The organism is Ovoidimarina sediminis (genome assembly GCF_032586175.1).
Taxonomy (GTDB): domain Bacteria; phylum Pseudomonadota; class Alphaproteobacteria; order Rhodobacterales; family Rhodobacteraceae; genus Ovoidimarina; species Ovoidimarina sediminis.
The window spans coordinates 12,799-35,484 of record NZ_JAWHTE010000015.1; the positions used below are offsets into that span (position 1 = coordinate 12,799).

The following is a 22,686-nucleotide window of genomic DNA, read 5'->3' on the forward strand; positions in this document are numbered from 1 at the left end:
AGCCGGAAATCTTGTCCTGCGCCAAGGGGTTGCAGCTACTTGGGCGGCAGGGATTGCGCATGGGCCAGGGCAAGCGAAAAGACGGCGCCCCGCCGCGTGTCGTCGGCGATCAGATCGTCGGTGACGTCGACCATGCCGCCCATGGGCCGGCCCGTGAAGGTCATCGGCCCCGTTCCGGGCACGTCCTGCGCCTCTGCCTCGCGCGTCTTGCCGACGCGGTACAGGCCCCCGCCCGAATGGACGCCGCAGACCATGTTGCCGGACAGGAGGAAACAAAGGCCCCCGAACATCCTGCGCTCACTCACTCCGTCGATCCCGTCGAAATCGCCGCGCATGATTTCCGCCAGTCCCTCGTCATAGGCCATGGCCGCCTCCTTGCCTCGTGGGTGCGTGAAGCGTAACACGCCGCGACAGGCTTTCAGAGTGGTAACGGCCCCCAGATGACTCAACCCAGTTTCGTGCTCGTGCGCCCGCAGATGGGCGAGAATATCGGGGCGGCCGCGCGCGCCATGTGGAATTTCGGGCTGGATCGGATGGCTATTGTCGATCCGCGCGACGGCTGGCCGAACCAGAAGGCGGTGGCAATGGCAAGCGGGGCAGGGCGGCTTCTGGATGCCGCGCTCCTGTCGTCCGATCTTCCGGGGGCGGTGAGGAATGCCGGTTACGTCTTCGCGACGACGGCGCGACAGCGCGGGCTGACGAAGCCCGTTTTCTCGCCCGAGGAGGCGATGGCAGAGGCTGCACGGCTCATCGCCTCGGGCACTCCGGTGTCGGTGCTGTTCGGGCCGGAACGCGCCGGGCTGGAAAACACCGATATCGCTCAGGCCAATGCGATCATCACCGTGCCCGTGAACCCGGATTTTCCCTCGCTCAACCTCGCGCAATGCGTGCTGCTGTGCGCCTATGAATGGCGGCGGGCAACGACGGAGGTGACGCCGCGCGAAACAGAGATGGCGGGCACCGACTGGGCACGGCACGAAGAGGTGGAGGCGCTGGCCGATCACTACGAACGGCGGCTTGACGAGGCGGGGTTCTTCTTCCCGCCCGAGAAGGCCGCGGGCATGAAGGTCACGCTCCGCAACCTCTGGAGCCGGATGCCGCTCACGCGCGCCGACGCGCAGATCCTGCACGGCATCCTGCGGCAGATGGTCCGCTGGAAGGAGCGCGGCTCACGGGTGGACCAGGCGGGCCCTGACGCTTAGGTAGCGGGGAACGGAAAAGGCGAGGCGATCCATGGCCGAAAAACGCAGCATCTTCGAAGAGGTGGGCACCGAAAAATCCGCCGCCGCAAGGCCGGCCGGGGGCATGATCGACGCCTCGCGCGGCGGCGCGCGCGGCGCGATCCGCATCTGGCTGATGGCGCTTTTCGCGCTGGTCGTCGTGATGATCGCGGTGGGCGGGCTGACGCGGCTGACCGATTCAGGACTTTCGATCACTGAGTGGGCGCCGATCTCGGGTGCGGTGCCGCCGATGACGGCCGCCGATTGGGAGGCCGAGTTCGAGGCCTATCGCGCGATCCCCGAATACCAGCTTCAGAACCGCGGGATGAGCCTTGAGGAGTTCAAGACGATCTACTGGTGGGAATGGGGGCATCGCCAGCTTGGCCGGGTGATCGGCCTTGTCTGGGCCGTGGGCTTCCTCGGCTTTCTCGCCACGCGCAAGATCCCAACGGGATGGACGGGGCCCCTCTTCCTGCTGGGCGGTCTTGGCGGGCTTCAGGGGGCGATCGGCTGGTGGATGGTGTCCTCCGGCCTCGGCGAGGGGATGCTCGACGTGGCAAGCTACAGGCTGGCCATACACCTCGGCCTCGCCTTCGTGATCCTGGGGCTGATTGCCTGGTACATCTTCGCGCTCGGCCGCCGGGAAACCGATCTGATGCAGGCCCGCCGGGGGCGGGAACGCAAGCTCTGGGTCACAGGCACCGGCTTCATGCATCTCGCGATGCTTCAGATCCTTCTGGGCGCGCTCGTGGCGGGGATCGATGCGGGACGGAACTATACCGACTGGCCCCTGATGGCCGGTGGCTTTCTCCCACCCCAGCCGTTTGATTTACAGCCGGTCTGGCGCAATTTCTTCGAGGATGACGGGCTGGTCCAGTTCATGCACCGGATCGCCGGGTACATCCTCTTTCTATACGGCGTGCTCGCCTGGGCACGGGCGCGGAAATCGCCCAACCGGCGCACGCGCTTCGCCTTCAACGCGGTCTTCGCGATGCTAAGCGTTCAGGTGCTTCTGGGGATCGTCACCGTCCTTTATTCTGCCCCCTGGCATATCGCGATCGTGCACCAGGTGGGCGCCGTGGCGCTCTGGGTTCTGATCCTCAGGGCGCGGTTCCTCGCGGGTTATCCGCTCGCCCAATCCGTCCGGGGGTAGCCGATGACAGCCTATGACGACCTGATGGCGTTCCAGCGCGAGACAGAGGCGCTGGCGCAGATCGCGGGCCGCCTGTCCTGGGATCAGGAAACCATGATGCCGCCCGGCGCGGCGGTGCAACGCGCGGAAGAGATGGCGGCGATCGAAACCGTGCTGCATGCCCGCCGCACCGATCCGCGGCTGGGAGAGTGGCTGGCGGCGGCCGAGCCTGCGGATGCGGTGGCCGAAGCACAACTGCGCGAGATCCGCCGCTCCTATGACCGGCAGACCAAGGTGCCCGCGCGGCTTGCCGCCGAAATCGCGCGGATAACGAGCCTCGCGCAGGGCATCTGGGCCGAGGCGCGGGCGAACGAAGACTGGGAGGCCTTTGCACCGACGCTTCAAACGATCGTGCGGCTGGCGCGGGAGGAAGGCGCGGCGATGGCGGACGGGGGCGATCCTTACGCCGCGCTGCTCGCGGGGTATGAGCCGGGAACCTCGCCTGAAGAGATCGCGGCGCTATTCGATGCGCTGCGCCCGGGCCTCGTGTCGCTTCGCGAGGCGATCCTCGGGACGGAGATCACGCCCCCCGCGCTTGATCGCGAGTTCCCCGAAGAGGCACAGATCGCCCTGTCGCGCGAGGTTGCGCAGGCTTTCGGCTACAACTTCGCCCATGGCCGCATCGACAAGGCGGTGCACCCGTTTTCCTCCGGATCGGGGCTCGATGTCCGGATCACCACGCGCACCGCGCCGCATGACCCTTTCAACTGCGTCTATTCGACGATCCACGAGGTGGGGCACGCGACCTATGAACAGGCCGTCTCACGCGACTACCTGCTGACGCCCTTGGGGCAGGGCGCCTCGATGGGCGTGCATGAAAGCCAGAGCCGGATCTACGAAAACCAGCTTGGCCGCTCCGCCCCCTTCACCGCCTGGCTGTTCGGGCGCATGCAGGCGGCCTTCGGCGGGTTCGGGGTGGAAGATGCGGAAGCCTTCTATGCCCTCGTGAACCGGGTCGAGCCCGGCTTCATCCGCACCGAGGCGGACGAGGTGCATTACAACCTCCACATCATGATGCGCTTCGATCTGGAGCGCGCCCTGATCGCGGGGGATCTGGCGGTGGCCGATCTGCCCGACGCGTGGAACGCGCGGTTTCTGGCGGATTTCGGGAAGGCGGTGGACCGGCCCTCGAACGGATGCCTGCAGGATGTGCACTGGTCGGTCGGGCTGTTCGGCTATTTCCCGACCTATACGCTGGGCAACATCTATGCGGGCGCGCTGTATGCCGCCCTGCGGGAGGCCTGCCCCGATCTCGACACGGGCCTTGCCCGGGGCGACACGGGCGCGGCGACGGCCTGGCTGCGCGAGAACCTGCAACAGCACGGGGCGCTTCGCACGCCCGCCGAAACGATCCGCGCGGCAACGGGCCAAGCGCCGCAGGTGGGGCCGCTTCTGGGATATCTCGGTGAGAAATTCGGGGCGCTCTATCGGCTCTGACCTTGGCCTTTGCGTTACGCTCACGCTAAATGGCTGCCAAACCACAGGATCGCAGGGACGCCATGCCAAAAGTTGAAGACCTTGCCGACGATCTGGCGCAACGGGCGCTCGATCTCGAGGACGAAACCGGGGACGAAACGGTGATCAAGAAGGTGGGGGATGCGCTTGCCTCGCTCTCGCCGACATTTGAAGAGGCCTACAACACGGCGATCCGGATGCGGCGGGCGGAGCGGCGGGGCCTGGCCGTGATCCGCAGCATCGAAAAGGGAACGGCGCCACCGGCGCTACCGCCGAGGTTCGAGGACGATCCGGGGGGGCATTGAACCTTAGATTGCCCGGAATAGAGGGGCGTCAGCCCCGCCGGGCAGGGCCCGACCGCCCGGACGGGCGGGCCCTATTGTGACGGTGCATGCAGCGGAACTGTCATGTGGGATTGTGAGATAAAGCGCGCCGCATCAATGGCAGTGGGCCCGCCCGCGGTCGGGCCCTGCCCGGCTTCTTGCGGTGTGGGATATGTCAAATGAAAACGGCCCGCGAGCGGGCCGTTTCAGTAGAGTATGGAGCGCGCCCTACGCCGCCCGCGCGAGGTTTCTCAGCACATAGTGCAGTACGCCGCCGTTCTCGATGTAGTCGATCTCGACCGCCGTATCGATCCGGCACTTGAGCGTGATCTCTTTCGTCGTGCCATCGGCATAGGTGATCGTGCAGGGCACTTCCTGCAGCGGACGCACGCCTGCTAGCCCGTGGATCGAGACGGTTTCGTCCCCCTTCAGCCCCAGGGATTTGCGGGTGTCGCCGCCCGTGAACTCGAACGGGATGACGCCCATGCCGACGAGGTTCGAACGGTGGATCCGTTCGAAGCTTTCGGCGATCACCGCCTTCACGCCCAGAAGCGCCGTGCCCTTCGCCGCCCAGTCGCGCGAGGAACCCGCGCCGTACTGTTCGCCTGCGAAGATCACCAGAGGCGTGCCCGCCTCCTGATAGGCCATGGCGGCGTCGTAGATCGAGGTCTGTTCGCCGTCGGGGCCAAGGGTGTAGCCGCCTTCCACGCCATCCAGCATCTCGTTCCGGATCCGGATATTGGCGAAGGTGCCGCGCATCATCACCTGGTGGTTGCCGCGGCGCGAGCCGTAGGAGTTGAACTCCCGCGGCGCCACCTGCCGCTCAGTCAGGTACTGGCCTGCAGGCGTCGTTTCCTTGAACGATCCCGCCGGGCTGATGTGGTCGGTCGTCACCATGTCACCCAGCAGCGCCAGCACCTTGGCGCCCTCGATGTTCTCGATCGCCTTCGTGTCCATCGTCATGCCCTGGAAATAGGGCGGGTTCTGAACATAGGTCGAGGTCGACGGCCAGTCATAGGTCAGGCTGTCAGTTGTGTCGACGCCGCGCCACTTCTCGTCGCCCTTGAAGACGTCGGCGTATTTCTCCTGGAACGCCTCGCGCGTCACGGTCTGCTGAACGAGATCGGCGATCTCTTTCTGCGACGGCCAGAGATCCTTGAGGTAGACGTCGTTGCCGTCCTTGTCCTGCCCGACCGGATCCTTCGTGAGGTCGATGTTCATGTCGCCCGCCAGCGCATAGATCACCACGAGCGGCGGCGACGCGAGGTAGTTGGCGCGCACATCCGGGCTGATCCGGCCTTCGAAGTTGCGGTTGCCCGAAAGCACCGAGGTCGCGATCAGGTCGTTGTCGTTGATCGCCTTCGAGATTTCGGGCTGAAGGGGGCCGGAGTTGCCGATGCAGGTGGTGCAGCCATAGCCCACGAGGTTGAAGCCGATGGCATCGAGATCTTCCTGAAGCCCCGCCGCTTCGAGATAGGCGGAGACGACCTGCGATCCCGGGGCGAGCGATGTCTTGACCCAGGGCTTGCGGTTCAGGCCCAGTTCACGCGCCTTCCGTGCCACGAGGCCCGCGCCGATCATCACATATGGGTTCGAGGTGTTCGTGCAGGAGGTGATCGAGGCGATCACGACCGAGCCGTCGCGCAAGGTGTAGTCCTCGCCCTCGACCGCGGCCGATTTGCGCGGGTCGCCCGCGATGGGATCGGCGGCGGGGCCTTCTGCGGCCATATCCGCGGCGGCACTCGACGCATCCTCACCCCGGTACTCGCTGACGACATCGAGGAAGGCATCGGCAGCTTCGGTAAGCGGCGTGTGATCCTGCGGGCGCTTCGGGCCCGATATCGCCGGCACGATCGTCGACATGTCGAGTTCGAGCGTGTCGGAATAGACCGGCTCATATCCCGGCTCGCGCCACATGCCCTGGGCCTTCGCATAGGCCTCCACCAGTGCGATGGTGTCGCGGTCGCGGCCCGTCTGGGTGAGGTAATTCAGGGTTTCGGCGTCGATCGGGAAGAAGCCGCAGGTCGCGCCGTATTCGGGCGCCATGTTGCCGATCGTCGCGCGGTCGGCCAGCGGCACGTTGTCGAGCCCGTCACCGTAGAATTCGACGAATTTCGACACCACACCCTTGTTGCGCAGCATCTGAACGACCTTGAGCACGAGGTCGGTGGCTGTCGTGCCTTCGGGCATCGCACCGGTGAGCTTGAAGCCCACGACTTCGGGAATGAGCATCGAGATGGGCTGGCCGAGCATCGCGGCTTCGGCCTCGATCCCGCCCACGCCCCAGCCGAGCACGGCGGCGCCATTGACCATCGTGGTGTGGCTGTCGGTGCCGACGAGGGTATCGGGATAGGCCACCGTCTCGCCGTTCTGGTCGGCATCCGACCACACCGTCTTGGCAAGGTATTCAAGGTTCACCTGGTGGCAGATGCCGGTGCCGGGGGGCACGACGCGGAAATTGTCGAACGCCGACTGGCCCCATTTGAGGAAGGTGTAGCGCTCCATGTTGCGTTCGTATTCGCGGTCAACGTTCATCTGGAAGGCGCGCGGGTTGCCGAATTCGTCGATCATCACAGAGTGGTCGATGACAAGATCGACGGGGTTGAGCGGGTTGATCTTTTCCGCATCCCCGCCCAGGGCCACGATCCCGTCGCGCATGGCCGCCAGATCGACGACCGCCGGGACGCCGGTGAAATCCTGCATCAGCACGCGGGCCGGGCGATAGGCGATCTCACGGGGGTTCTTGCCGCCGTTCGCGGCCCATTCCGAGAAGGCCTTGATGTCGTCGGTCGACACCGTCTTGCCGTCTTCGAAACGCAGCATGTTTTCCAGAACCACCTTCAGAACGGCGGGCAGCCTGGCGAAATTGCCAAGCCCGGCCTCTTCGGCAGCGGGGATCGAGTAATAGGCGTATGAAGAACCGGAAACTTCGAGTGAGCGGCGCGTTCCGGCCGAGTCCTGACCGACGGTGATGGGCATGAAAACCTCCCTTGAATGTCTGGGATCTTGGGCACCCGTCTAGACGGTCTTTAAGGTGGTTCGCAAGGGGGGTGCGGCATTTTGTATACCATTGTGCACCGAAACTTTGCCGCGCCGCCAACCGTCATTGTCACACACTCTCGCAAAACCTTGATTGGCAGAGCGGGGCGCATCGCGCTACACCCCCCGGGTACCTGAAATACTGCGGTGACGGCATGCGTACTCGGCTTATCGGCCTTCTTATAGCTTTGATGACCCTGCTTGCGGTGCCCGCGTCGGCCGACCGGCTTGTGGTGATCGAGCTTTTCACCTCGCAAGGCTGTTCAAGCTGCCCGCCCGCCGATGCGCTTCTGGGCGAGCTTGCCGCGCGCGACGATGTGCTGCCGCTCGCGCTCCATGTCGATTACTGGGATTACATCGGCTGGAAAGACGCGTTCGCGAGCCACGAGAACACCGAACGCCAGCGGGCCTATGCCGCCGCGGCGGGCAGCCGGACGATCTATACCCCTCAGATGATCGTCGGCGGGCGTGATCACGTGATCGGCTACAAGCCGATGAAGCTTGCCATGCTGATCGAGAAGCATGGCGAAAGCACGGAACCCGCGAAGGTGACGCTGACGCGCCGGGGGCCGGATCTTCTGGTCGAGATTGCGCCTGCGGGGCGCGTCCCGGCGGCTCAGGCCGGGGGGCCGATCCAGCTTGTTCTGTTCCGCGCATCGGAAACGGTGGATATCCGCAGGGGCGAGAATGCGGGCAAGACCTATACCTACCACAACATCGTGGAGGAGCTGCGCCCGATCGGGACCTGGGACGGGAAGACGCGGGTAGAACTGAAGGTGCCGAATGTCGGATCGTCCGAAATAGCGGTGCTTGTTCAGGCGCCGGACAACGGGCCGATCCTCGGCGCGGCGCGGGTGCGCTGAGCTCGGATCGCTATTTCCAGCGTCGGTGGATCCAAAACCACTGCTCGGGATGTTCGTCGATCAGTCTTTCAAGACAGGCGTTCAGCGCGCGCGTCATGGTTTCGGGGTCGCTTGGCGGGATCGGCGCCTCGACCTGCACGCGGAAGCTCAGCCCGTCTTCCTTCCGGATGCCAAAAATCGGGATCAGCTCGGCCCCGTATTTGAGCGCCATTTCGGCAGCCGAAACCGCCGTGCGCGTAGGCTGGCCGAGAAACGGGATTTCGGGGGCTTCCTGCACGTAGATGTCGAAGAGAATGCCCATCATGCGGCCCTCTTTCAGCGCGCGGATGAAGGCGGCGGTACCACGGCGGCCCTGGGGCAGGAAAGGCTGGCCGAAAGGCGCCATCCGCTTTTCGTAATAGGTGTTGAAACGGGGGTTGCTGAGACGGCGGTAGAGCCCCCCGATCTCGAAGCCCCGGTGGCGTAGCGCGGCGCGCGCCGCCTCGTAATTGCCGAAATGCGCGGTGGCGGTGATTACGGGGCGTCCCGCCTCGCGGGCGGCCTCAAGCGCAGGAAGGCCGGGGCCGGTGATCTCGGTGCTGCCGGCCCGGGCGAGCATCTCTTCCGCCGAAAAGTTCTCGATCAGTGTGCGGCCGGCATTGTCGGTGACGGCGCGCTGGAAGCGGGCGATCTCGGCGGGCGTCATGCCCGGCCGGACAAGGGCAAGGTTTTCCGCCACGCGACGCCGCCAGCCCGCCAGCGGGGCTACGACGGTGGAAACGAGCCAGCCCATGAACGGCACGCGGAGCCGATAGGGCAGGGCCGCCGCGACACCCAGCGCCGTTCGGAAAAGCGCGTTCTGGATGCGCGCGGTCCAGTCTCTGTGCGATGCGGCCACCTGGGTGCCCCGGTTTGGTGTAGGGGCCAGAGATAGGCCGCCGCGCCCGGGCGCACAAGCCGTCGCGGCCTGCCCGCTGCCCCGTCAGCCTTGTTCGGTGTCCTTCGAGACGAGGTAGATCTCGCCTTCTTCTTCCAGCCGGCGCACCTCGGCCACGATCGCGCCCATGGCGGCGTCCGCCGTCATCTCGTCCACCGTGCCCAGATCCTGCACCTCCTCGCGCAGGGCATCGGCCATCCGTTGCGAGATGTTGTCGAGAATGAATTCCTGTGCTGCCTTCACCTCGGCCCCGCTGGCGGCGAGGGCGCGCACGACTTCGGCCTGATCGATCCCGCGCAGGATCTTCGGCACGTCGCTCGGATCGACGCGTTCGGGGATGTTGCCGAAGGTGAAGATCGCCTGCCGCACATGTTCGGCGAATTCCGCCTCCGATTCGTCGAGCCCTTCGAGAACGTCGTTCCGGGTGGCCGATCGGGCGGAGTTCAGGATCGCGCCGACGCGCTCGACCGGCCCTTCGCTGAAAGCGCGTTCGGGTTCGATGTCGAGCAGGCGGGCAAGAACCACGCCGATGCGCCGCACGGTTTCGGGATCGACGGCGGCCGTGCGGGAAATCGCATAGGCGATGCGCCGGGCCTGCGCACCGGGGATCCGCCCGAGGATATCGGCGCTGGTCGAGACCGGAAGCTTGGCGAGGATGACCGCCGCCACCTCGATGCTTTCGGCCTCGACGACCGGCAGAAGGCTGTCGCTGTCCTGTTCCACGATCCGGGCCCATGGATCTTCGGATTCGGCGAACCCAACCTGCGCGCGCACCCTTTCGGCAACGCTGGGGCTGACCGCGCCCCCAAGAAGATCAAGCGCGCGCGACATGCCGCCCGGTCCGAAGAGATCGGCGGTTTCCAGAAGGCCGGCGAATTCGTTCACGACGGCTTCCGTCGTGGCCTGGTCGATCGGGCCAAGCGCACCCACCTCGCGGATCAGATCGGCCTGTATGTGTTCGGGAAGGCGATGAAGCGACAGGGCGCCGCCGCCGCTGGCGATCAGGCGCACGATCAGGGCGGCCTTCTGCGGGCCGGTAAGCTGGACAGTGGCCGCGTCCGATCCGGCCGATGGCGCATCCGCCCCGCCAAGATCGGACAGGTCCATGGGAATTGGCGCAAGTTCCATGCAGGGACCATCCGGAATCAGTGATCCCGCGATCATGCCCCAATGAAGGTTAATCCTGCGTGTTCAGATCAGTAGCTGACGCCGCGTCCGCTGCGGATCGCCTGGTCGAGCGAAACCCAGGCCCAGGTCATCCGGCCGCCGCGCGCCCGGATCTCGCGCAGTTCGGCGCGGGCAAGATGCACATCGCTCGTCTCGACAAAGGCCTGCCCCATATAGGAGCGGGCCAGAAGGTTGTCGGGGTTCCGGGCAAGAGCCTGACGGTAATAGGCCATGCCCGCCGCGTGATCGCCGGATTTGCGGTGCGCAAACCCCAGATAGGTCAGAACACGGTCGTCCTGAGGGTCCGACATCGCCTGCAAGGCGGCGATGGCGGCCCCGTACTGGCCGGCATAGGCAAGCTCGCGCGCGGCATCGTAAAGCGTGTCGTCGTCAAACCGGGCATCCTTCGGCGCGACACATGTCTTGCTGTCTGCGTCCCAGATCTGGCCGCCCGTGCACTCGGTCGTGGTGGGCGTCGGTTTCGGCGGAGCGGCGTCGTCGCCGCCCACGGCCCAGGCGAGCGTGGGCAGGGCAAGACAGACGGCAATCAGATTGGCGCGCATGAATATCCCCGGCATAAGCAAGAGAGCGGCAGTGCGCCGCTCTCTTTCTGGCGTTCAGGCGTCGTCTGCCCGGGCGATCAGCCCGTGACGGTGACGCAGGCCTTCTTTTCAGTGTCCCAGATGCTGCCGTCGGCACAGCTCATCGTCGCTTCCTGGTGGCCATAGCCGGAGCACATGGCGAAGGAGAGCGTGGGAAGGGCGCTGAGAAGCAGCGCGAACAGAACGGTCTTTTTTGTGGTCATAAGGGCACTCCGCATCTGTGATACCCGCTAAGGTAGCACCGATCCGTGGCTCGTCCAAAAGAGAATCGCACATCTTCCCCGGTATGCGCCGGCTTTGCCGCCTTTTTACTCAGCCGCGGTGCGCTCTGTGATCTCGCGCGGCGCGGGTACCGGGCCCTTCTGGGACGGGTAGACGAGCCCTGCGGAGATGATCAGCTTGGCCGCATCCTCGACGCTCATGTCGAGTTCCTGGATATCGCGGCGCGGCACGAACAGCAGGAAACCCGAGGTCGGGTTCGGCGTCGTGGGCAGGAAGACGGAAACCTTTTCCTCCTCTCCCGGCATCTTTTCGTCGATCTCGTATTTCGCGGTGGAGGAGACGAAGGCGATCGCCCAGATTCCTTCTCGCGGGTACTGCACGAGGCAGGCCTTGTCGAAGCTCGTATCCGATTGAGTGAAAACGGTTTCCGCGATCTGCTTCAATCCGCTGTAGACCGAGCGGACGACCGGAAGCGTCTCCACCACCCCTTCCGCCCAGCGGATCAACGAGCGTCCTATGAGCCCCTTGGCCATCCACCCCACGAGAATCGTGAAGATCAGGAAGAAGATCACGCCCACGCCGCGCAGGTTGATGCCGATATACTGTTCCGGGCGCAGGTTGTGCGGTACGAAAGGCAGCACCCAGCCGTCGATCCAGCCAACGACCGTCCAGATCAGCCAGGCGGTCAGGCCGATGGGCGCGATCACGATCAGACCGGTGAGAAAGCTCGCCCGAAGCCCGCCCAGAATCGGGTGGCGCTTCTTTTTCGGGGTCAGGTCTTCGAAAGGTGTGGTCATTTTGATCGGCGTCCGGCGCAGCAGTGTAAATCTAAGGAGTCACGCCGGGCGTTACAATGCGGCGTTGCGCCCATCGGCTCACCGCTCTGTTTCCTTGCTGAGTTCACAGGCGATCTCCGCCCCGAGGCGCGCATTGTTGAGCACGAGGGCGATATTGGCCTCGAGGCTCGCGCCCTCGGTGGCCTTATAGACCCGGTCAAGAAGGAAGGGGGTGACGTCCTTGCCCCGAACGTTGTTCCGCTCGGCCTCGGCAAGGGCCGTCTCTATCACGGGCGCGAGGGTCTCTGCCGTGATCTCGTGCTCGGCGGGGATCGGGTTTGCCACAAGCTGACCGCCCGGCAGGCCAAGCGCGGCGCGCATCCGGTGCGCCCGCGCGATCTCGCGCGGCGTGTCGAGGCGGAGCGGTGCCGCGAGGCCTGAGGTGCGCGACCAGAAGGCGGGAAGCGCATCCTGACCGACCGCAATCACCGGCACGCCCAAGGTTTCCAGAACTTCCAGCGTCAGCGGCAGATCGAGAATCGCCTTGGCCCCGGCGGCGACGACCGTGACGGGCGTCTGCGCCAGTTCCTGAAGGTCGGCGGAGATGTCGAAGCTTTCGGCCGCACCCCGGTGCACACCGCCGATCCCGCCCGTCGCGAAAACCTCGATCCCGGCAAGTCGCGCGGCAATCATCGTGGCGGCGACGGTGGTCGCCCCGGTCCCGCCACCGGCCATGCAGACGGCAAGATCGGCGCGGGACAGCTTGGCCACGTCCTCGGCCTGGGCGAGCGCGGTCAGGGCAGGGCGGTCGAGCCCGATGTGAAGGCCCCCCCCCAGGACCGCGATGGTCGCCGGTTCCGCGCCGCCCTCGCGCACGGCCTCTTCCACCGCCAGCGCCGTTTCGAGGTTCCGGGGCCAGGGCATCCCGTGGGTGATGATCGTCGACTCCAGTGCCACGACCGGCCCGCCCGTGTCGAGGGCCCGTTCCACGGCGGGGGAGAGGATGGGGGTCATTCGACGTCTCCCGAAACATAGTTGGCCGCAGATGTCAGGGCATTGTTGAGCGCGGCGTGAGGTTCGGCCCCGCCACGCTCCGCCGCGATATGGGCGGCCATGAAGGTGTCGCCCGCCCCGGTCACCCGGGTGACCAGCACTTCCGGCGGCATGGCCTCGATCAGCCCGTGGGGGCCGCAATCGGCAGCGGCGCGCCCGCCATCGGTGACGAGAACCCGGGCCGCGCCCCGCCCGTGCAGCGCCCGCGCGGCCTCTGCCGCATCGCCGAAACGGGCCTGGGCGAGAAGCCCCGCTTCCTCCAGATTGACGTAAAGCGTCGCGCCGGTCATCCCGAGCATAGGGGTCAGCCGCTCCGCCTTCCCGGGCGAGGCGGGCGCGATCCTGAGATCGGCGGCCGCGAAGAGCGGGCTCTTCGCGATATCGGCCAGAAGCGCCTCGGTCAGGTTGCCATCCAGCGCGATCAGCCCCTCGAAGGGCGCATTGGCCGAACCCAGCCGCCCGTCTTCGAGCGGGGCGAGGATCTTCGCGCCCGCCGCCTCCAGCGAATGCGCATCCGCGATGGCCGAGATCAGCCCGTTCGCCCCCTCGACCGCCATGTAGGTATCGGTCGGCAGATCGTCTGAGCGGTAGACGAAGCCCGTCATCATGCCGAACCGCTCGGCCGCCTGCATCAGTTCGTCGCCTTCGGCATCGCGCCCGATCGCCGTCAGAAGCGCCGGAGTGAGGCCGAAACGGCGCAGGGTCATGGCGATATTCATCGCAACCCCGCCGGGAAGCCGGGTGATCCGGCCCGGCACGTCCGATCCCACGCGCATCACGGCAGGCGCACGCCCGATGATGTCCCAGAGGACGGAGCCGATGCAGAGGATATCGGGCGCATGTGCCATCGCCCTGCTTCTTCACCGTTTGCGGGATGCGTGCAAGCCGCTTTGACAACCCCGGGGCGCCGTCAGGACACAGTGGGCTTGCCAAGCCCGCGCAAAGGCTGTATCCGCCCGCCTACTTCACAGGCAGGGTCTGGGTCCCTGGGGGAGACATCCCCATGGATCCGCCGGTTGGGAGAAATCCCGTGATGGCCCTGCCGAGGCGCGAAACCGGAAAGGAAATGGCATGGCGCTCCCTGAGTTCACCATGCGTCAGCTTCTGGAAGCTGGCGTACACTTCGGTCACCAGACCCAACGCTGGAACCCCCGCATGGGCGAGTTCATCTATGGCGACCGCAACGGCATTCACATCATCGACCTGACGCAGACCGTCCCGATGCTCGACGCGGCACTGAACGCCGTGCGCGAGACCGTCGCCAAGGGCGGCCGCATCCTCTTCGTCGGCACCAAGCGGCAGGCGCAGAAGCCGATCGCGGAAGCGGCGGAAAAATGCGCGCAGTACTACATGAACCACCGCTGGCTCGGCGGCACGCTGACCAACTGGAAAACCGTGTCGCAGTCGATCAATCGCCTGAAGGCGATCGACGAGCGTATGGCGGAAGGCGCCGAAGGCCTGACGAAGAAAGAGCGTCTGGGCATGGAGCGCGAGCAGCAGAAACTGCAGGCCTCGCTCGGCGGGATCCGCGAAATGGGCGGCGTGCCGGATCTGCTCTTTGTCATCGACGTGAACAAGGAAGATCTCGCCATCGCCGAAGCCAGGAAGCTGGGCATCCCGGTGGTGGCCGTGGTCGACACGAACTGTTCGCCCGAAGGCGTGGATTTCATCATTCCCGGCAATGACGACGCCGCCCGCGCGATCGCACTTTACTGCGATCTGGCGAGCCGCGCCGCGCTTGACGGGATGAGCGCGCAGCTTGGCGCCGCCGGCGTCGATGTCGGTGCGCTGGAAGAGGCCGTCGAGGAAGAAGTCGTGGCCGAGGCTGAACCCGTCGCCGAAACCCCGGCGAACGCGGAAGAGACTGTCGAGGTTTCTGACGAGGCCGTGGCGGACGATACGGTCGCCAAGGACGCGCCCTACGAGCTTGAGAACAAAGAGTAGTATCGGTGTTCCGCCGGGATTACCCCGGCGGGCCCGAGAGGCAAATCACGGATAGATAGGAGACGAGAGATGGCTATCACCGCCGCACTCGTGAAAGAGCTCCGCGACAAGACCGGCGCGGGCATGATGGACGCCAAGAAGGCGCTCGTGGAAACCGACGGCGACATGGAAGCCGCGGTCGACTGGCTGCGCACGAAGGGCCTTGCGAAAGCCGCGAAGAAATCGGGCCGCACCGCCGCTGAGGGCCTCGTCGCCGTTCAGGTGGACGGTGGCACGGGCGTCGCCGTCGAGGTCAACTCGGAAACCGACTTCGTGGCCCGGAATGCCGAGTTCCAGGAAATGGTCGCTAGCATTGCGGACATCGCGACTGGCGTCGACAGCGTCGAGGCGCTTCTGGCCGCCGATATGGGCGGCAAGTCGGTGCAGGACACGCTGACCGACAAGGTTGCGACGATCGGCGAGAACATGTCGGTCCGCCGGATCGTCAAGGTTACGGGCCAGAACGTCGTGTCCTACGTCCACAATGCCGCGACGACCGGCATGGGCCAGATCGGGGTTCTCGTGGCCTTCACCGGCGACGATGCGGCCACGGCACGCCAGGTGGCGATGCATGTCGCGGCGACAAGTCCGGCCTCGCTGAACGAAGCCGATCTTGACCCCTCCGTGGTCGAGAAGGAGCGCGCGGTTCAGATGGATATCGCCCGCGAAAGCGGCAAGCCCGAAGCGGTGATCGAGAAGATGATCGAAGGCCGGATGAAGAAGTTCCTTTCCGAGGTCACGCTTCTCAACCAGCAATTCGTGGTCAACCCCGACGTAACCGTCGGCGCCGCCGCGAAGGAGGCCGGGATCGAGATCACGGGCTTTGCCCGGGTCGAGGTCGGCGAAGGCATCGAGAAAGTCGAGGAAGACTTCGCGGCTGAGGTGGCGAAGGCCGCCCAGGGCTGATCGCCCCACTTTCGAACCAGATCTGGAAAGCGCCCGCTGCCTGTGCGGGCGTTTTTCGTTTAGGCCCGGTCAGGAGGTGAATGTGATGCGCGGACGCTCCCGCGCCTCGGGCTCCGAAGGCTCCGGCACAAGGCCGAACTCCGCCTCGTCGATCATCTGACCCGTTCGTATCGCCTTCAGCAGCGCCTCGCTGTAGCGGTTGGGGAATTCGCGTTTCCTGGAGGTCTGAACGGGGATATGTGGGGCCATGGCGTGGGATCCTGAGGGGCAGGGGGCCTCGCCAGTGTTCACCCGATGCGTTAACGGCCCGTTAACCTCACTCACTCCGCCGCCAGACGCGGGAAGGGCGCGGGGATCGGCGACACCTCCGGCGCCGGCGCCGCCTCCCGACGCCGCAGCAGCGCGAACATCTGCGGCGTGAAGAAGAAGCTCACCACCGTTGACAGGAACACGCCACCCGCCACCGACATCGCAAACGGCGGCCAGAACCCGCCCCCGGCGAGGATCAGGGGCAGAAAGCCGCCCGCCGTCGTCAGCGTGGTCGACAGGATGTGCCGGCTCGATCCCGTCACAACCTCCGCCATCGCCTCGGTATCGCCCGCCCGCGCGGCCGGGCTGGCCTGCAACCCGGTCAGGATGATGATGGCGGCGTTGATCGACACACCGATCGACCCGATCACCCCGATGATCGCCGTGATCCCGAACGGGTACTGGAAGACCGCAAGCGCCAGGATCGACAGCCCCGCCGAAAGCACCGCGACCACGAAGGTGATGGCCGAGAGGCGGAAGGAATTGAAGCTGAGAACGACTGTGGCGATCGACAGGGTGACGATCAGCCCCAGCGGGGCCAGAAGGTTCCCCACGACGTCCGAACGCGCATCGGAATCCCCGCCGATTTCCAGCGTGTAGCCGTTGGGTAGGGCGAAGCCGCTTGCCTCCAGCGCCTCACGCGCATCGGCCAGCGCTTCTTGCGGCAGGATATCGGGCTGAAGAAAGGCCTGAACGGTGTTCACCCGCTGCCCGTCACGCCGCTGGATCGCGCTTTCGGACGGGACGAGGCGGATATCGGCGATGGCGGCCAGAGGCACGCCCGGCTGCACGCCGGCTACGGCCTGGGCGCGGGCATCTGCGGGCAGGATGCGCAACGTGCCGATCCGCGCAGCATCGGCCCGGATCCCGGCGCCATACCGCACGCGGATGGCAAGCTCTTCCCCGGCCTCGATAAGCGAACCGCCTACCGCCCCGTCAAGCCCGGCCTGAAGCTGACGCGCGACACCGGCAAGGTCGAGCCCGGCCAGCCGCGCCGCCGCCTCGTCGATATCCACGGCCAGCTTCGGTGCCCCGCCTTCGAGATCGGCGCGCACGATCGTGACCGCGGGCCGGGCAAGCAGAACGGTGCGGATCTCTTCCCCAAGCGCGCGCAGCGTCGTGAGGTCGGGGCCCACCACGCGCAATTCCAGCGGCGCATCGACGGGCGGGCCTTGCACAAGGCCGCGCACCAGGATGCGCGCGCCGGGCCAGCTCGCGTCAAGCTCTGCCTGCAGGGGCGACAGAAGCGCGGCGGTCGTGTCGGGATCCGCCGTCGTGACAAGCGCATGGGCATAGTCCGGCGCCCGGTCGCGATTTCCCACGATGTTGTAGTAGAAGGCGGGAGCGCTCTTGCCGATCACCCAGTTGACGCTGGTGATCCCGGGGGTGGCGGCCAGATGTGCGTCGATCTCGCGCGCCGTGGCAAGGGTGCGGTCGATCCCCGTGCCCGGCCGAAGCTCCACCTCGATGTGAAACTGGTCGCGGTCGACACCGGGAAAGAACTGGGCGGTAAGCGTGGGGAAGCTCATGAACCCCATGACAGGCAGCACAAGCGCGAAGGCCACGGATTTCACGGGGTTGCGCAGCGTCCAGGCGATCAGCCCGTGAAAGCCCCGCGGCAGCGCCGGAATCGCAAGGCCGGAGCGCTGGCCTGCACCGGGCAGAAACCAGCCCGCGATGGCGGGCGTCAACGTGATCGCCACGAGGAAAGACCAGACGAGCATCAGCACAACGGCAATGGCGATCGCGCCAACAAAATCGCCCGCAGGCCCCGGCAGAAGGATCATCGGCACGAAGGACAGGGCCGTGGTGACGGTCGAGGCCAGAAGCGGCACGGTCAGCCGACGCACGGCCTCGCCCACCGCAGCCAGCCGCTCCATCCCCCGGGCAAGGCGCTGGCGGATCTCGTCGGTCATCACGATTGCGGCGTCGACAAGAAGGCCCAGCGCCACGATCAGCCCGGTGACGGACATCTGGTGGATCGGAAGGCCGATGAAGTTCATCGTGGCAAGCGTGGCCAGGGAAACGATGGGCAGAACGAAGGCCACGATCAACGCCGCGCGCACACCAAGCGTCACCAGAAGCACCCCGACGACAAGCGCCACGCCGATCCCCATGTTCATCGCAACCTCCGCCAGGCGGTCGGCGGTGTAACCGCTCTGGTCGAAGACCTGCACAAGCTCGAGCGAGGCGGGAAGTTCGGCGCGGATCGCGGCCAGATCTTCCTCAAGCCAGCCCTGCCACTGATCGATCCGCAGCCCGTCGTTGATCGTCAGCGAAATCAGGATCGCCGGTTTGCCGTCCGACAGGGCATGCGCTTCCGCCGGGGCCCGCGGCCCGCGGGTGATCTCGGCGATATCGCCGAGCCGCGTAACGGTACCGCTGCCGTTTTCGGCCACGACAATGCGGGCGACACGTTCGGTCGCCTCGATATCGCCTTCGACATCAAGAAGAAGATCGCTCCCGCCGCCGAAAAGCCGGCCCGATTGCACCTTGGCGTCCGCCGCCGTGATGGCCGCCGAAACGGCATCTGGCGTGAGGCCGAGCGCGGCGGCGGCATCGGCATCAAGGCGGACAAGCACCTCTTCCTCCGGTTCGCCGAACATCTTGACGGTCTTCGTGCCCGCAAGCGTGCGTAGCCGTTCCGCCGCCTCTTCCGCGTAGCGCGCCATGACGGTGGGCGAGGCGGCCTCGCCCGATGGCCGAAGGGCCAGGATCGCGGCGGCGGCCCCGAAGCTGTCGCTGTCGAATTCGGGCGTCAGCACACCCGCGGGAAAGTCGCGTTCCGCATCGGCAATCTTGTCGCGCGCCTCCGACCAGATCCCTTCGATCACCCGGGGGTCGACGGTTTCGATCAGCTCCAGCGAGATCACCGAAACGCCGGTAGCCGAGGTGCTTTCAATCACGCTGATCTCGGGGATCTCGCGCAATTCCTCCTCAAGCGGGCGGGTCACGAGCGATTCCACGCGGTCCGGGCTCGCACCGGGATAGGGCGTGGTGATCACCGCGTTGATATTGGTGATCGTCGGGTCCTCCTGCCGCCCGAGCGCGAAGAAGGCCGAAAGCCCGCCGGCCACGATCACGAGAAGGGCCAGCGCCACGATGCGCGGTTCGCGAAAGGTAAGCGTGTCCATGGCGATCAGCTTTCGGGGGACGGGGCGATGCGCTGCCCGTCGGCCACGCGGTGCGGGCCTTCAGCGACGATCTGCACGCCATCGGGCAGGGCGCCCCGCACGAAGGCGCGGTCGCCGTCGAGGTGGATCAGTTCCACCGCCTCGCGGCGGGCGACGGGGCCTGCGCCGGTGTCGTCGACGAGGTACAGCGTCCAGAGCCCGCGAATGCCCTCGCCAAGCGCGGCGGTTGCGACCCAGCCGCCGGTTCCCGCAACCTCGCGGGTCAGGGTAATGTGGCCGAGCGCCCCATCGGCGGCCTGGGCCCCCTCGGGCAGCGCAAGAAGGACGTCGCGGGTGCGGGTGACCGGGTCGATATCGTCGCGAAGGCGTTCGACCGTGGCCGCATGTGTGATCCCGCCGATCTCGATCTCAAGCGCGTCACCAGGGGCAATCTGCGCGGCCACCTCTGCCGGAAGACCGGCGCGGAAGCGCGGCGCGGCGGCCTCGAAAAGGTCGATCACCGGCGCACCGCCCGCCACACGCGCGCCCACATCTGCGCGGCGCGCGCCCACAACGGCATCGAACGGCGCCCGGATCACTGCCTTGTCGAGCGCGATCTCGATCGAGGTGATCGTGGCCTCGGCGGCGCGTACCTCTGCCTCGAGCCCCGCCACCGCAAGCCGCGCCTCGTCATAGCGCTGGCGCGACACGTGGTTGCCGTCAAGAAGCGCCTTCTGCCGGTCCGCCGTCAGCTCTGCCAGATCGCGCCGGGCGGCGAGCGCATCGCGCGCCGCAACGCGGGCGGCAAGATCGGCCTCGAGCGCGCGGGTATCGAGCCGGGCGACGACTGCGCCCTCCGCCACCCTGTCGCCCTCGTCGAGCGGAAGCGCCGCGATGGTACCGCCCTGTTCGAAGCCGATGGCCGTCCTCTGCCGCGCCTCGACACGTCCCGAATACTCTGTCCGGATTGTGTAGCTGTCGGCCAGAACAAGGGACGCGGTGGTCACCGGCAGAGGCGGCGCGGCGGCGACCGTGGGGGCGAGATCGGCGCGAGCCGCAAGCGTGCCGGCCCCCGAATAGGCCAGCGCACCGGCAATCGCGACGGCAGAAGTGGTGCCGATCAGAATGGCCGCGCGGCGCGCCACGCGGAACAAGAGGCTATGGGAAGATGTGTCGGTCATGAAGCGGCCCGATCTGCAAGGAGAAGCAGGGAAACCCCGGTCTGGCCCGCCGCGCCGCCAAGAGAGGAAGGGGACGCGGCGCGGCAGGCCAGAGGCGACGTTTCGGCCACAGGCTGGGGGAGCCTTGGCCTGAGGGCATCTGAATGTGGGTTGGCATTCATGGTCCCGTCGCCTATATGGTTAGTGGTGCTAACTTAGTTAGAGGCTCTAACTTCGGGGGTCAAGACAAAGGAAGCGTTTTTCCGTAATCAGGGGTCGCAATGAACGACGTGACGGCCAAAACCCGCTATCACCACGGTGATCTGCGCCAGCAGCTCATCACTGCAACCCGTGCGCTCGTGGAAGAGAAGGGGCCCGACGGCTTCTCGGTGTCCGAGGCGTGCCGGGCGGCCGGGGTGTCGACGGCGGCCCCCTACAAGCATTTCCAGGACCGGACCGAAATCCTTCAGGCCGTGGCGATGGAAGGGTTCGGGGAAATGACGGAGGCCTTTCACCTGGCCCTGAAGGACAAGCCTGAGGGCTCTCTCGCGGCAATCGCCGCCATCGGCATCGCCTATGTCCGTTTCGCCGAGGCGAACCCCGAAGTCTTCCGCATGATGTTTGCCTTCAAGGACAAGACCGAGGCGATGGAAGCCTCGGGCATGGGCTGCTACGGCGTCCTCCTCGGGCAGATCGCTGCCTATCTCGGGCAGGACGAGATCGACGAAGCCGTTCTGGCCCTCGGCTTCCCGCTCTGGACGTTCGTGCACGGGCTCTCGTTCCTGTCGATCGACGGGAAATGCGAGACCGGCAAAGCGGTGCTCACCATGGAAGAGATGGTGGTGGAGGCGACGCGCCGGCTTCTGAGCGAGGCGCGCCCCGCCTGATCACACCGACAGCGTTGCCTTGACGGCGCGGGCCCAGGCATCGGTCTTCCGCGTACGGGTTTCGTTCGACATCGCGGGCTCGAACCGGCGTTCCAGCCGCCAGCTTTGCGCGAATTCCGCCATCTGGGGATAGACGCCGGCCTTCATGCCCGCGAGCCATGCGGCGCCAAGCGCGGTGGTTTCCAGAACCTCGGGCCGATCCACCGGCGCGCCGATGATGTCGGACAGGAACTGCATCGCCCAGTCAGAGGCCGACATGCCCCCATCGACCCTGAGCACGCCTTCGCCGGTGGCACTCCCGGGCCAGTCGGCATGCATCGCCTGCAGAAGATCGCGCGTCTGGTAGCCCACGCTTTCAAGCGCGGCGCGGGCAAACTCCTCAGGTCCCGAATTCCGGGTAAGGCCATAGATCGCGCCCCGGCAATCGGGGTTCCAGTAGGGCGCGCCCAGCCCCACGAAGGCGGGCACGAGGATCACGCCCTGATCGGGGTCGGAGGCTTCGGCAAGCGGCTGGGTTTCCTTCGCCTCGCGGATGATCTTCAGCCCGTCGCGCAGCCATTGCACAACGGCGCCCGCCACGAAAATCGATCCTTCCAGCGCATAGGTCACCTCGCCGTCAAGCTGGTAGGCGATGGTCGTCAGAAGCCGGTTTTTCGAGGTCACGGCCTGGGTGCCGGTGTTCAGAAGCGCGAAACATCCCGTGCCATAGGTCGATTTGAACATCCCCGGCTCGAAACAGGCCTGGCCCACGGTGGCAGCCTGCTGATCGCCCGCGACGCCCAGGATCGGGATCTCGCGGCCGAAAAGATCGGCCCGCGTCACCCCGAAATCAGACGCGCTGTCACGCACCTCGGGCAGCATTTCCATCGGGATATCAAGAAGCTGGCAGATCGTGCTCGACCAGCGGCCCTTGTGGATGTCGTAAAGCAGCGTGCGCGCGGCATTGGTGGCGTCGGTCACGTGCGACCGCCCGCCGGTCAGCCGCCAGATGATATAGCAGTCGACGGTGCCGAACAGGATCTCTCCCTTCCTCGCCCGCGCCCTCAGCCCCTCGTCCTGGTCGAGGATCCAGGCAAGCTTCGTGGCCGAAAAATAGGGATCGAGAAGAAGGCCGGTGCGCGCCGTCACCATCTGCTCATGGCCCGCGTCCTTCAGCTTCTGGCAGGTCTCTGCCGTGCGCCTGTCCTGCCAGACGATGGCGTTGTGCACGGGCTTGCCAGTGTCTCTTTCCCAGACAACCACGGTTTCCCGCTGGTTGGTGATGCCGATGGCGGCGATATCGTCTGCGCCCAGCCCCGCCTTCTCGATCGCCGCGCGGCAGGTCGCCGCCGTCGTCGACCACAGGTCGGACGGGTCATGCTCCACCCAGCCCGAGGCGGGGTAATGCTGCGGAAATTCCTCTTGCGCCATGGCGGTGATCTGCATGGCTCCGTCGAACAGGATCGCACGGCTCGACGTGGTGCCCTGATCGATTGCAAGAATATGGCCCATGAAGTGCCT

At 66.2% G+C, this 22,686-nt stretch carries 21 protein-coding genes; 8 read left to right on the forward strand and 13 right to left on the reverse strand.

Annotation, left to right across the window (positions count from 1 at the left end):
* Nucleotides 1-35 precede the first annotated feature (35 nt).
* On the reverse strand, nt 36-365 hold the full coding sequence (locus RXV90_RS16425; RefSeq protein WP_316649969.1) for a TfoX/Sxy family protein: 330 nt from the start codon (nt 363-365) through the stop codon (nt 36-38).
* A 75-nt stretch (nt 366-440) separates the two neighbouring features.
* Here RXV90_RS16425 and RXV90_RS16430 point away from each other — a divergent pair, with 75 nt between their 5' ends.
* From RXV90_RS16430 to RXV90_RS16445, 4 genes are all read left to right on the forward strand, one after another.
* A complete protein-coding gene (locus RXV90_RS16430; protein WP_316649971.1) occupies nt 441-1,202 on the forward strand; it encodes an RNA methyltransferase in 762 nt (253 codons plus the stop codon).
* A 31-nt stretch (nt 1,203-1,233) separates the two neighbouring features.
* Nucleotides 1,234-2,373: a heme A synthase gene (gene ctaA, locus RXV90_RS16435; protein WP_316649972.1), complete on the forward strand. Its 1,140-nt coding sequence runs from the start codon at nt 1,234-1,236 to the stop codon at nt 2,371-2,373.
* A 3-nt stretch (nt 2,374-2,376) separates the two neighbouring features.
* Entirely contained in the window at nt 2,377-3,849 is a 1,473-nt protein-coding gene (locus RXV90_RS16440) for a carboxypeptidase M32 (protein WP_316649973.1), read from the forward strand.
* Between the two features lie 62 nt (nt 3,850-3,911).
* Nucleotides 3,912-4,172 carry a hypothetical protein gene (locus RXV90_RS16445; RefSeq protein WP_316649974.1) on the forward strand — a complete coding sequence of 87 codons (261 nt, stop codon included), beginning with the start codon at nt 3,912-3,914 and terminating at the stop codon, nt 4,170-4,172.
* A 246-nt stretch (nt 4,173-4,418) separates the two neighbouring features.
* Here the strand turns inward: RXV90_RS16445 and acnA are convergent, their stop codons facing one another.
* Nucleotides 4,419-7,169, reverse strand: coding sequence for an aconitate hydratase AcnA (acnA, locus tag RXV90_RS16450; protein ID WP_316649975.1), 2,751 nt, complete (start codon nt 7,167-7,169; stop codon nt 4,419-4,421).
* Nucleotides 7,170-7,384: 215 nt separating this feature from the next.
* Between acnA and RXV90_RS16455 the strand changes: the two genes are divergently transcribed.
* Nucleotides 7,385-8,092 carry a DUF1223 domain-containing protein gene (locus tag RXV90_RS16455; protein WP_316649976.1) on the forward strand — a complete coding sequence of 236 codons (708 nt, stop codon included), beginning with the start codon at nt 7,385-7,387 and terminating at the stop codon, nt 8,090-8,092.
* A 10-nt stretch (nt 8,093-8,102) separates the two neighbouring features.
* Here RXV90_RS16455 and RXV90_RS16460 read toward each other — a convergent pair whose 3' ends face one another.
* The 7 genes from RXV90_RS16460 to RXV90_RS16490 all read right to left on the reverse strand — a co-directional run bounded on the left by RXV90_RS16460 (nt 8,103) and on the right by RXV90_RS16490 (nt 13,676).
* Nucleotides 8,103-8,969 (reverse strand): lysophospholipid acyltransferase family protein, encoded by an 867-nt coding sequence (locus RXV90_RS16460; RefSeq protein WP_316649977.1) that lies wholly within the window; start codon nt 8,967-8,969, stop codon nt 8,103-8,105.
* A gap of 84 nt (nt 8,970-9,053) precedes the next feature.
* Nucleotides 9,054-10,136 (reverse strand): flagellar motor switch protein FliG, encoded by a 1,083-nt coding sequence (locus tag RXV90_RS16465; RefSeq protein ID WP_316649978.1) that lies wholly within the window; start codon nt 10,134-10,136, stop codon nt 9,054-9,056.
* A 68-nt stretch (nt 10,137-10,204) separates the two neighbouring features.
* Nucleotides 10,205-10,738, reverse strand: coding sequence for a tetratricopeptide repeat protein (locus tag RXV90_RS16470; RefSeq protein WP_316649979.1), 534 nt, complete (start codon nt 10,736-10,738; stop codon nt 10,205-10,207).
* 77 nt (nt 10,739-10,815) lie between these two features.
* Nucleotides 10,816-10,980 (reverse strand): hypothetical protein, encoded by a 165-nt coding sequence (locus RXV90_RS16475; RefSeq protein WP_316649980.1) that lies wholly within the window; start codon nt 10,978-10,980, stop codon nt 10,816-10,818.
* Nucleotides 10,981-11,085: 105 nt separating this feature from the next.
* Nucleotides 11,086-11,796 (reverse strand): DUF502 domain-containing protein, encoded by a 711-nt coding sequence (locus tag RXV90_RS16480; RefSeq protein ID WP_316649981.1) that lies wholly within the window; start codon nt 11,794-11,796, stop codon nt 11,086-11,088.
* 78 nt (nt 11,797-11,874) lie between these two features.
* Nucleotides 11,875-12,789: a pseudouridine-5'-phosphate glycosidase gene (locus tag RXV90_RS16485; protein ID WP_316649982.1), complete on the reverse strand. Its 915-nt coding sequence runs from the start codon at nt 12,787-12,789 to the stop codon at nt 11,875-11,877.
* Entirely contained in the window at nt 12,786-13,676 is an 891-nt protein-coding gene (locus RXV90_RS16490) for a PfkB family carbohydrate kinase (RefSeq protein ID WP_316649983.1), read from the reverse strand. The genes RXV90_RS16485 and RXV90_RS16490 overlap by 4 nt, the downstream gene beginning before the upstream one ends.
* A 223-nt stretch (nt 13,677-13,899) precedes the next feature.
* Between RXV90_RS16490 and rpsB the strand changes: the two genes are divergently transcribed.
* Both rpsB and tsf read left to right on the forward strand, forming a co-directional pair.
* The gene (gene rpsB / locus RXV90_RS16495) at nt 13,900-14,772 is read left to right on the forward strand and encodes a 30S ribosomal protein S2 (RefSeq protein WP_316649984.1); all 873 of its coding nucleotides are present in this window, start codon (nt 13,900-13,902) and stop codon (nt 14,770-14,772) included.
* 69 nt (nt 14,773-14,841) lie between these two features.
* Nucleotides 14,842-15,717, forward strand: a complete 876-nt coding sequence (gene tsf / locus RXV90_RS16500) for a translation elongation factor Ts (protein WP_316649985.1) — start codon at nt 14,842-14,844, stop codon at nt 15,715-15,717.
* Nucleotides 15,718-15,786: 69 nt separating this feature from the next.
* Here tsf and RXV90_RS16505 read toward each other — a convergent pair whose 3' ends face one another.
* The 3 genes from RXV90_RS16505 to RXV90_RS16515 all read right to left on the reverse strand — a co-directional run bounded on the left by RXV90_RS16505 (nt 15,787) and on the right by RXV90_RS16515 (nt 20,320).
* Nucleotides 15,787-15,966, reverse strand: a complete 180-nt coding sequence (locus RXV90_RS16505) for a hypothetical protein (protein ID WP_316649986.1) — start codon at nt 15,964-15,966, stop codon at nt 15,787-15,789.
* Nucleotides 15,967-16,037: 71 nt separating this feature from the next.
* Nucleotides 16,038-19,160: an efflux RND transporter permease subunit gene (locus tag RXV90_RS16510; RefSeq protein WP_316649987.1), complete on the reverse strand. Its 3,123-nt coding sequence runs from the start codon at nt 19,158-19,160 to the stop codon at nt 16,038-16,040.
* 5 nt (nt 19,161-19,165) lie between these two features.
* The gene (locus RXV90_RS16515; protein ID WP_316649989.1) at nt 19,166-20,320 is read right to left on the reverse strand and encodes an efflux RND transporter periplasmic adaptor subunit; all 1,155 of its coding nucleotides are present in this window, start codon (nt 20,318-20,320) and stop codon (nt 19,166-19,168) included.
* Nucleotides 20,321-20,580: 260 nt separating this feature from the next.
* Between RXV90_RS16515 and RXV90_RS16520 the strand changes: the two genes are divergently transcribed.
* Nucleotides 20,581-21,186, forward strand: coding sequence for a TetR/AcrR family transcriptional regulator (locus RXV90_RS16520; protein WP_316649990.1), 606 nt, complete (start codon nt 20,581-20,583; stop codon nt 21,184-21,186).
* Here RXV90_RS16520 and glpK read toward each other — a convergent pair whose 3' ends face one another.
* The gene (glpK, locus tag RXV90_RS16525) at nt 21,187-22,677 is read right to left on the reverse strand and encodes a glycerol kinase GlpK (RefSeq protein ID WP_316649991.1); all 1,491 of its coding nucleotides are present in this window, start codon (nt 22,675-22,677) and stop codon (nt 21,187-21,189) included.
* Nucleotides 22,678-22,686: the final 9 nt, after the last annotated feature.